Origin of the sequence: Polynucleobacter sp. AM-26B4, from assembly GCF_018882285.1 — a bacterium.
Classification (GTDB): Bacteria; Pseudomonadota; Gammaproteobacteria; order Burkholderiales; family Burkholderiaceae; genus Polynucleobacter.
Map to the genome: position 1 here is coordinate 1,652,207 of NZ_JACVOT010000001.1, position 12,268 is coordinate 1,664,474.

Here is a 12,268-nt window from a genome sequence, read left to right on the forward strand (position 1 = left end):
CACTAACACTCAATAAATCAACAACAGCCATCACCGCAACAAATATTGGTTTGAGCATTGGCGGTTCTGGAAATACCACGGTGAGTACGATCATTGCCACTGGTTCAGGAACTTTAACCAAGGATGGTGGTGGCACTCTTACTTTATCTGGTGCAAATACTTACACAGGTATAACAACCATTAACGGCGGCATTCTTGAGGTTAATTCAACTCATAGTAGTGGATTTGTTGTTAATGATGGTGGCGCCTTGCGACAAGGGGCTGGAAATAGTTATCAAAGAGCAACCTATTACACCATTAATAGTGGGGGATCCTATGATTTAAATGGTAAGAATTTAGGTCTTAATGCCGACTACAATGAGCTAACTCTAAATGGTGGCTCGCTTATTAATTCTAGTAGTACTGCGGCTACACTTTCACAAACTTCATGCGCAGATAATCAATGTTTTATATTGAGTTCGTCTGGCGGAACAATCACTCCTACTGGCAATATCACTATTAGCGCTGTTATCAGTGGAGGCGGAGTGTCAAGCAGACTAATCAAAAACGGTTCTGGCACTCTTACTTTATCTGGCACAAATACATACATTGGTGGCACGACAGTTTCTACAGGTATCTTATCAATTAGCTCAGATGCCAACTTAGGTGCTGTACCTAATACATTAACTGCCAACTCAATCACATTGAGTGGTGGTGCTTTACAGGCCACAGAAAGCTTCAGTCTCAACGTTAACCGTGGTGTTACATTAACTGCAAACAGCGGTTTAGCCGCAACATCAGGCAAGACGCTCATTTATACAGGCATCTTCACAGGAAACTTTGATCTAGCAATCAATGGAGCCTCTCAAACAGGTACGGTTGCGCTAACAGGAGCTAAAACTTATTCTGGAGATATCACGGTTTCAGCTGGTTCATTGGGTGTTTATCACAATGATGCACTAGGTACTGGCACATTGACACTAGCAGGTTCTACAACATTGCTATTAGGTAGAGCAGTTACAGAAATTGCCAATGACATCGCATTAACCGGTAATGCTACGCTCGTCTTTGACACCAATGTTGACTATCTGATTGTTGGTGGCGGTGGTGGTGGTGGATCTCGCCATGGCGGTGGTGGTGGTGGTGGCGCAGTTTTAAATAGTTCAACCTCATTAACAAGCTCGACTTATGCAATCGTAGTTGGTGCTGGTGGTGCGGGCATGCCCCAAGGTGGTGCTACCAGTTCAGCGGATGGAAATTCGTCATCAGCATTTGGGTTTACCGGCTTGGGTGGTGGTGCTGGTGCAGGTCTTTCTTATACAACACAAGCTTTAATGAACGGCGCCTCGGGTGGTGGTGGAAATAACACCAACGTCTACGGAATTGGTTCTCAAGGTTTCAATGGCGGTGCTGGCATCAGTGGTTCCGGGGATGGTGGTTGGGCTGGTGGCGGTGGCGGTGGTGCAGGATCGGCTGGTCAAAATGCTACAGGCGGAGGAACTAATAACGGTCAAGGTGGTAATGGCGGTAGTGGTGCTTCATCATTAATTTCAGGAACTGCTACTTTTTATGGTGGCGGTGGTGGTGGTGCCATAAGTAGTAATAGCCTTGCTGCAAATACTGGTGGTGCTGGGGGTTCTGGCGGTGGCGGGGCTGGCGGAGATGGTTCAGCTGGTGTGTCAGGTGTCGCAAACACCGGCGGCGGTGGTGGCGCCGGTGGATGGAATGATGGTGCTGGGGTTGGTTCTTATGCAGCTGGTTCAGGTGGCTCAGGCATAGTCATCGTCCGTTATTTAGGTGCTGATGCAGCAACGGGCGGTACGGAATATCAAGGTTCTAACTTGGCTGCTGGTTATAGTCTTCATACATACACAAGCACCGGCGCTGGTTCGCTAACATTCAATTCATTAGCAGCGACTATTTCAGGCATTGTTTCTGGTGGAAACCGTTTAACAGTGAATGCGGCTGGTGGTGCAATCACTTTATCTGGAGCAAACACTCATTCTGGTGGCACAACAGTTTCAGGCGGCTTAGTTAAAGCCGGTATTGCATCAACTGGTTCTGCTGGTTCTGTCACCAATGGTGCTTTTGGTACAGGCTTAGTGACTGTGCAATCAGGATTTACTGCCGATCTAAATGGCTATGCACAAGCCAACGCATTTAACTTAAGCGGAACGGGTATTAACGGCGATGGGGCACTGATAAACCCGACATCAACAGCCTTGACATTGCCTGGAGCAATCACTCTTGCTGCAGACACAACAATTAGCAGTACTGGTGATTTAACAATTACTGGTGCAATCACATCTTCGACAGGTGGTTTAGCGCTTAAGAATGGCGGTAATTACACATTAAGCAATACATCAAATGCCATTACAAAAATTGCAGCCACAGGTATTGATTCATTAACACTTGCTAATAATGCAGCGCTCACTGTTGGAACCGTTAATAGCATCAGTGGCATTTCTGCTGATGGTGCTATTTCATTAACATCAACTTCCATTTCTCTTGATGGCAACCTAACGGTAACCACTTCAACAGAAGATGGCATTTCACTCTTCTCAAAAACTTTTATTACCAATCTAAGCTTGTCTGCAACTACCATGACAACTCAAGGTGGTAACGTTTTAATCGCAGCCAATATTGACGATGCAACTGATAGCGACACTGCTACCAATGGTTATATTGCTTTCAGAGAAGGTCTAACTATCACTACCAGCGGGGGAGATATAACGCTCGGTGGCGGCAATGCTACAGGAACATCCTATGCGCTAGGTAGCACTACATCGCATTACAGTGAAGGTATTCGTATCGATAAAGTACTGTCTATTAATTCAGGTGGTGGAAATATCAGTATTAAGGGTCGTTCGTCTGCCATTGCCCCTGGTACATCTATTGGTGCATCGGGGTTTGGTGTCTACTATTTAGCTGCAAATGGTGTCATTAATTCGGGTACAGGCACGATTTATATTGAAGGTTATAGTCAAACTACTGGTGGATCAGATTATGGCTCCGGCATCCTATTTGCTCTAAATAATTCAAAAACAACAACTATCACATCGTCTAATACAACAGCTGATGCCATTAGGTTGGTAGGTGTTGCAAAAGGAACTAGCTCCGATTCATGGGGTATGGAAATTGACACCAATTCTCCCGTTAATATTTATGCAACTGGCACTGGTGGTGGAATCACGATCAGCGCTTCCCAGCAAGTCTCTTATGACATTCTTGTTCGTTCTGAGTTGCAAGTTCTTGCTGCAAGTGGCGACATCAAATTATTAGGTAGTCAAAATCTATTGGGATCACAAGGCAGCTTAACATCAACCTTATGGATTAATGCCGAGGTTTATATCGGATCAAAAGCTGGAACAAGTGTTGCATCAAGCTCGAGTGATGTCTACATGACTTACCAAGACTACAGTTTTAACGGATATCGACCATACATCACAACCAGCGGTAAATTTGAATGGATGTCACCAGGAAGTAGTTTTACAGGTGCTGTTGATACTGGTTGGTTTAGATTCAGTGGTATTACAGGCCTATATATTGGTAAAGAAACAAATGCTTTCAACATTAACGTCACTGTAGTTGATGTTACCGTCGCTGGCCCTGTTGAATTTACGACGATGTCAGGCACTGACGCAGATATTCAAATTGGTCGTGCTTTAACAGTTACGGGCGCTAATGCTTGGATCACGTTGAAGGCTGCAGAGTACGTTTATAACAACGCTGCAATATCTATGACTGGGGCAGGTGCTAATACATTCACCGTCATGGCTGGTAGAGACTTTTATTCCAATGCAGCTATTTCTGGTGCTGCTGGTAAGCCTATGACAGTCAACATCTATACAGATGTTGATAAGACGGGCGGGGGTGCTGTTCACATCGCTGGTTCCTCAAAAATTACTACTTATGGTGGCAATCTAACTATGCGTGGTGGTACAGATGATTCAACCTCAGGTTGCGCTACTGCAAAAACTTGTATTGCTGGTTATGCATCAAACTCTGGTGGGGATTGGATTGGGGGTGACACCGCAGTGGGGTGGCAGGATCACATACAAGGAATCATGGTTATCGGTGGTGCAAATGCAATTGATGTTGGTGCTGGCTCGATAACTATGTACGGTAAAACTTCTAGTACGCATCGTGAAGCCCGCGGTATTTTAATTTTCAGCAGTTCTACTCTTAAAGCTGCTGGTGATATCACGCTTGTAGGAACTTCAAATGGTGGTGAAGGTGTTTGGTTGAATGGTTCAGCTTGGTCAACCTCAGGTGATATCGCTATTACAGGTGCTGGTGTATTTGGTGTGTATTTGGGTACAGGTCCAATTGCTGCGGGTGACAGTACAACAGCGCCAACCTCTGGCGGCACGATTACGATTAATGCCACTGGCACGGGTAATACAGGCTTAAGAGTAGACGGGGCTTCTGTTATTGCCTTTGGTGCAATTTCAAGTACTTCCACAGCTGTTGGTGCGCATTCATTCTATCTTCATGGAACGGGTGCCAAACTGCAATCAGCATCCGATATCACCATAAGTGCTACACAAGGTACATGGGGTCTCACCATGTACAACAATTCATTGATTCAGTCTACTGGTGGCAATATTGCGATTACCTCTAATGGAACTGGGGGTGGTATGTACTTTGGTACCAGTGGAGGTATTTATGCAAGCAGCAATACCTCTACTCCAACAGCTGTTCCAACAGCCGGCGGCACTCTAACAATTAATGCAACTGGGAGCACGCAGTACGGTATTCAAGGCGTTACAGGTTCCTTAGTTTCTTTTGGTGCGATGAACATTACGGTTCGTGGTGCAGGGGCTTATGAAGGTTTTTACATTGCTGATTCCGGTTCATTCAGGGCTGTAGGAGATATCACCATTGACTCTGCTACCAGCGGAGCTCATTGGGGTTTTGCACTCTATAGCGGTCGTGTTATTCAATCGACAGAAGGTAATGTTTCTATTACTGCTGTTGGTAACTACGGCGTTCATCTAAATGGCAGTATCGCTGCAAGTACCAGTACGACAGACACATCTGCTTCAACAGTTCCTGCAACTGGCGGATCAATTACGATCAGCGCGACTGGAAGAACTCAGCAAGGTCTTGAGATGGCTGCAGGTTCTCTGGTTGCTAATAATGCGATAACAATTACTGGTAGTGCTACAGGCGGATACCATGGCGTCTATATTGCTGGTACGGGATCTTTGAAAGCGGTCGGTAATATCGCAATTACAGCCACTACAGCTGGAGCGCAGTGGTCTTTCTATCAGACTGGCAGTCGATTTATTCAGTCGACTACAGGCAATATTTCTATTACATCAACTGCGGCTGCTGGCTACGGTGTGTATATGAGTGGTGGTGGCTTGGTGGCTGGTAACAATACAACTACGCCAACTGCTGGCGGGACAATCACTATTAATTCCAGCTCTTCATACAACGACATCACGGGTGCTGCTCTGAGATTGGATGGCACAAGTACTAAGATTATTGCTTACGGTGACATCAGTATTTATGCCAATGGTGCTTCATTGGGCTTGAATGGCGTTAATCAGCAGGGGCACGGCATCATCCTTTGGGGCGCTTCACAAGTGATACGCAGCTACAACGGTGCCATCAGTATGACGGGTTATGCAAATCGCACGGCAGGATCTGATGGAAATTGGGCTTATATTTCTGGTGGTATAACCTTTTATAGTGGCGGTGTGACTGTTAAAGCTAAGGGAAACGTAACACTTGATGGGGTGTCCTCGTCAGGGCTTGGTCTTTACTTAACTTTCACCGACGCTACTGGCGGCGGCATTATCTCTGATGAAGGCAACGTCGTCATGAACGGCTTAAGCAACAATGTTTCCTATGGCGGCGCCATTATTCGTCTACCAGTAACTGCCACTCTAGGATCGATAACTATTTCGGCGGCTGGTCAAAATTATGGTTATTACCAAGATGCTTGGTATGGATCCGTTTCTGCTAAAACTGATGTGAACATCAATGGTTATGCAACCGCTGGTGATGGTATTTACGTAAACATTGGTTCTATATCTTCAAGTCACGGCAATGTCATCTTGTCAGGCACCACAACAAGTACCAATACAGCTCACTACGGCATTGAATCCACAAGAACTGTATCTGCTGCTAATGGCTCAGTCACATTCCAAGCTTCAAAACTTGATACGGTAACTACTCTTGCGAATGCAATTATTAGCCGTACTACCAATAGCAGACCCGATCCATATTTTGCAATTGCTGATTCATCAAATATGGCAAGTGCTGCAAGTGTAGGTCTTAATTGGACTGGTGCAGTAACAGCAAATGCATCAACAGGCTATATTTCTATTAACGCCAAGACACCATCTATCACTGGTGCCATAACTGCCTTTGGCATTAACTTGTTGGCCAATAATCAAAGTTACACACTTAATAGCTCAAGCAACTCCATTAATACTTTGGCTGCTGATATCGGCACTGGATCTTTAACGTTTGTTAATTCTGGTGTATTGAACATTGGCTCTTACAACGGCGTAACCGGTATTACCGCAACTGGATTAACTTTAACCGCAGGTGGTTTAACTGATACTGATGATGCTGGCATTACCACAACTTCTAGCAGCACGATTGCCATTAATAATGCTACTGGTAGCTTTGACTACAGCGGTGTGATTGCCGGTCCGATTGCAATCACTAAATCAGGTGCCGGCACTCAAACTCTTTCTGCTAACAACAGCTATACAGGAGCAACATCAATCACTGCTGGTACGCTGATTGCCGCAAATAGCGGTTCACTAGGTACGAGTGCTGGTGGTGTTTCAATCACATCGGGAGCGACACTAGCATTGCAAGGTGGTATCACGATTGCCGATGCAATTAATACAGCTAATGGAGTAGGCGTTGGAAGTCTTGGCGCGATCCTTAATAATAGTGGTAGCAACACCATTACTGGATTAGTGACTTTGGGTGCAGCTACCACTATTGGAAGCACGGCAGGAACCTTAACGTTTGATGTAGCAAGTAGCAATGCATTCACTGGCACTCACAATCTAACTTTTACAGGCGCAGGCGATATCACTGTGGCTGATCCAATTGCCACTAGCGCAGGTACTCTAACTAAATCTGGCGCTGGAACTTTAACTTTATCAGGCAACAACACTTACACCGGCACAACTACTTTATCGAACGGCATCTTGGTAGCAGCAAATAGCGGTGCTTTAGGAACCAATGCCAGTGGTACTTCAATTGCATCAGGCGCAACATTAGCGTTACAAGGCGGTATCACGATTACTGATGTAATCAATACAGCGAGTGGCGCAGGCGTTGGAAGTCTTGGCGCGATTCTTAATAACAGTGGCAGTAACACAATTACTGGATTAGTGACTTTGGGTGCAGCTACCACTATTGGAAGCACGGCAGGAACCTTAACGTTTGATGTAGCAAGTAGTAATGCGCTCACAGGTACTCATAATCTCACTTTTACGGGTGATGGCAACATAACAGTTGCTGATCCGATTGCGACCAGCACTGGAACCTTAACTAAATCAGGTGCTGGAACACTCACGCTATCTGGTGCCAACAGTTATACCGGCGCTACCACTATTAGTAATGGTGTTTTGAGAGCTGCTAACAGCACTGCTTTAGGCACGGTTGCTGGTGGGGTGACTGTTGCAAGTGGTGCGGCGCTTGAGTTAATCGGAGGCATCACAATTGGCGATGAAGCTCTCACGCTGAATAATACTGGAATTAGTGGTGCTGGCTCATTAAGAAATATCAGTGGTAATAATACCTATGGTGGTTTGATTACTCTTTCAACAAATGCTGTTCGGATTAACTCAGATAGCGGGACTTTGACGTTAAACAAATCAACGGCAGCAATAACGGCCTCCAACATTAATTTAACTTTTGGTGGATCTGGTGATGTTACTGTAAGCACAGCCATTACAACTGGTTCAGGAACGCTCACAAAAGATGGTAGCGGCACACTAACCCTATCGGGTAACAGCAGTTATACAGGTCTCACTACTATTTCTGCGGGCACAGTTAAATTAGGTGGCGCAGGTAGTGGTTCCAACTCACCATTGGGAACGATTGGATCTGGAACAGTGGTTCAGAGTGGCGCAGCTCTTGACCTTGCAGGATTTAACTTGGTTACTGCTGAAGCATTAACCATTAGTGGTACAGGTGTGAGCACCAGTGGCGCCTTGTTCAACTCAAGCGCAACAGCTTCAACATATCTTGGCGCCTTGACTTTGGCTGCAGATTCAACCATTAAAGCCACGGGCGACCTAACACTTAGCAGCACGGTTGATGGAGCATTCGGACTAACAGTGACCAATACTGGTACTGTTGGGTTTAGATCAAGAGTAGGTAGTTCAGGGACACGTTTGGCAAGTATTTCTGTTAGTGGTCCAGTCAATCTCAGTTCTGATGTTTGGACAACCGGAGCTCAAACATACAGCGGCAATGTTGGTGTGAGTGATGAAATCAGTCTCAACTCCACAAGCGGCGGTGTAACCATTGGCGGAACTTTGACAGGTATCCAAATCGGTAGCACATTGTTGTATGAAACAACAACAGCGAATAGATCTGTTAATAGCATTGTCTACAGCGTAAATAATTCTGGTTCATTCAGTGGGGCGATTACTCGTATTACCTACAGAATGGAAGTGACAGTTAGTGGAACACCATATTGGGCTGAAGTTAGTTTTGACCCATGGGCCAATAACTTAACTGCCAGTGATTTACGTATTCCGGATTTATCAAACAATTTAGTTGTTCAAAAAATTGTTAATAATATGACCGTTAAATCCAATGCAACTTCTAGTATTGGCGGTAGATCAAGTGCTGTAATCATTGGTTCTGGATTTACTGGTTACTTGGAGTTATGGCCATGGAATTACGCAACTGAAGCAGGTGCTCCAGCAGGTGTTCCAACTGGTAATACTGCGAAGTATGACTTTAATGACACCCATAATGGTAATGGCACTTATGGCTCATTCCAAGTTCATAACATCACCAGTGGTTCGACCCAAACCGTGTTTGCCTGGAACAACCACGCATCAGGCCAAGCTGTGGACACAGGCTTTGGTAACTATACCGGTACAGTAAGTGATGCAAGCGGTCAAACTGATTGGACATTCACAGGTAGAAACGCTGTCTCCCTTGGTACAACAGGCTTTAAAGTTCAGGTTCGCGTTAATGAGCGCAATCCTGGTTTAACCATTAACGGTGGATCTGGTGCTGTCAATATTACTGGTGCTGTGAGTGGCTTAAATGCGTTAACTGTTAATAGTAGTGCTGCAACTAGTACGATTACAGGTGCAATTTCTGATGCGTCGGGATCAAGAACCACATTAACCAAACAAGGTACCGGCGACTTGGTACTTTTGGGCGCAAATACCTACACAGGTGCTACAACAATCAGCGCTGGTGAATTAATCATCCGAAATAATGCACCTAGCACTTCAACAAGTGGATTTGTAGGTCCAGGATCTCTTGCAATTGAATCTGCTGGCACAAGTTTCACCAGTGCATTTAGTACTTCAGGTTGGGTATTTAATAGCGACTTGGGTGGTTTAACACTCGGTAAAGATGGCAATACACAAACAATCACCGTTGCTGATGCTGCTAGCATTGCTGGCCCAATCACAATCTACGGCGGCGCAATTGAGATTAACGCAGGTTTAACTGCTACTGGTACAAACACAATCACTATCAAAGGTTCTGGCAACGTGACTGATGGTGCGAGTGGTTTTGTGAGCGCATCTAATTTGTTGCTTTTAGGTGGCAACGTTACTTTAGATAACGGCACAAATAACGCTATTGGCACTTTGGCTGCCAGTGGTGTGAGCGGCTTAACTTATCTAGACAGTAATGCATTGACCATTGGTACAGTAGATTCTACCGATGGTTTATCTGCTAGCGGCGTTATTAGCATTGGAACAAGAACTGGCAATTTAACAGTTTCAAAAGGTATTGCTACTACCAATACAAGCTCATCTGCCATAACGCTCAATGCAGGTATTAATACCAATGCTGGCACATCTTCTGGTGGGAATATTCTTATTTCGGGTAGCCCAGCTATTTCAATGGGAACCAATGGTGTTGCTAAGCTTTATTCAGGATCTGTTACAGATAGTACCGGCTTAACTTCGTTGATTGTTTCAGGCTCTAGCCGTTTCCGCTACAACAGTGACGAAACAACGACAAACTACACAACGGCACTCACAGCTGGCTTGAATGCAATTTATCGTCAGGCGATTACTGCCACAGTCACAACTGATGATGTCACTGTGACTTATGGCGATTCAATTAATTTAACGGGTGTCACTACGGGCTTGGTCAATGGTGATGCAGCTAGCTATGCAATTAATAGTGCAGTTTATTCAACATCTAATAATGTAAAGGCTGGTGAGTACACAATTGTGGGTGGTGGACCTCTTGGTTTGGGGTATACAGTTACTGCAACCAATGGCACTTTAACAGTCGAGAAGAAAGCCATTACGATTGCTGGCTTTGCGGTTTCAGACAAGGACTATGACGGTACAGCCAATGCGACAGTGACGAACGCAGGCTCAGTATCTGGCCAAATCACTGATGACTTGGTCACGGTTGCGAGTGTATCTGCAGCCTTTGGAAATAAACATGCTGCTCAGAATAAAGCCTTGACCATCAGCGGTGGCACTTTGAGCGGAGCTGATGCAGATAACTACACAGCTTCAATCACAGGCTCAACCACTGCAACTATTCGGGCTAAAGCAGTCACATTAACAGCTCCTGCAGTGACGAAAACATACGATGGTGGATTAACTTACACAACTAAAGCTGCTGATTTGAGTGCTCTTAGTACACAGCTTGGCATTGCTGGCGACACGGTCACAGGTATTACTTTGGCCTATACCAATAAAAATGCTGGTACTGCCAATAAGACTGTTGAGGCATCAAGCGCCACCATCAGTGATGGTAACAATGGCGCAAACTACAGTATTAGTTATGCCGTCAATACTACTAGCACCATTAATAAGGCAACAGTCAGCTTATCAGCTTCAAAAGTTTATGACGGCAGTACTTCATTGACTGGTTACGTCACTATCAATACAAACATTGGTACAGAAACTTTGACTTATACAGGTGCAGCAGCCAATGATGCCAATGTGGCAACTGCTAATAAGTTCATTAATGCCATTAGCCTGGCCGATGGAACCAACGGTGGTTTAGCTGCTAACTATGTATTGCCTACTTTAAATGTTGCTAATGCACCGGTAACCATCACAGCTAAAACTGTTGGCCTCTCCGCCTCTAAAGAATATGACGGCAATACATCATTGACTGGCAAGGTTACGATCACAACTGGTGTTGGAACGCAAACCTTGACCTACAGTGGAGCAGCAGCAAATGATCCTAATGTGGCAACGGCTAATAAGTTTATCAATGCGATCAGCTTGGCAAATGGCAGCAACGGTGGGGTAGCATCAAACTATCAATTACCATCACTTGATGCCACAAATGCTCCGGTTACGATTACTGCCAAAACTCTGACTATTACTGCTAATAACAACAGTAAGACTTATGGAGATACCTTAACTTTTGGTTCAGGTTCAACAGCCTTTACTCAAGTTGGCCTGATTGGTTCTCAAACAATTGGTAGCGTTACTATCACAGATACAAATAATGGTGGAATTGCAGGAGCAGGAGTTAGTGGTTCGTATGCTTTGACGCCAAGTCTTGCAACAGGTGGCACATTTACTCCATCTAACTATGACATTAGCTATGTGGCTGGATCATTGACCATCAACAAAGCCACATTGACAGTAACGGCTGATAACCAGACTCGTGTGTACGGTGATAGTAATCCAACATTGACTTATGGCATCACAGGTTATGTGAATAGTGAAAACGCTACATTAGCCGGTATCACTGGCACTCCAAGCATCACTACGACAGCGACAGCAGCCTCTAGCGTGAGGGATTACACAATCACTTCAGCAGCTAATGATTTATCTGCAGCTAACTACCAGTTCAGCTATGTTGATGGCACATTGACTGTGAATCGTCGTCCTGTGACTGTAACGGCTGATGACAAGACACGTGTGTATGGCGATGCCAACCCAACATTGACATTTGCTGTAGCGGCTGATGGCACAGGTACTAGCCGTGGCATGTACAACAGCCAGTCATTGAGTGGCTCAGTAACAACAGCGGCAACGATTGCTTCTAACGTCAATGCTTACGCTATTACTCAGAACACGGTCACAAATGCCAATAACTCTAACTATGACATCACGTTTGTTGATGG

Annotated in this window: 1 protein-coding gene and 1 pseudogene; both read left to right on the forward strand. The window is 45.1% G+C overall.

From position 1 onward, the window contains the following. Window positions 1-80: 80 nt before the first annotated feature. Window positions 81-194, forward strand: a pseudogene (locus ICE88_RS08660) (autotransporter-associated beta strand repeat-containing protein); the annotation flags it as partial. A 330-nt stretch (window positions 195-524) separates the two neighbouring features. Continuing rightward, a partial coding sequence (locus ICE88_RS08410; RefSeq protein WP_370624457.1) for an autotransporter-associated beta strand repeat-containing protein occupies window positions 525-12,268 on the forward strand: 11,744 nt, incomplete at its 3' end.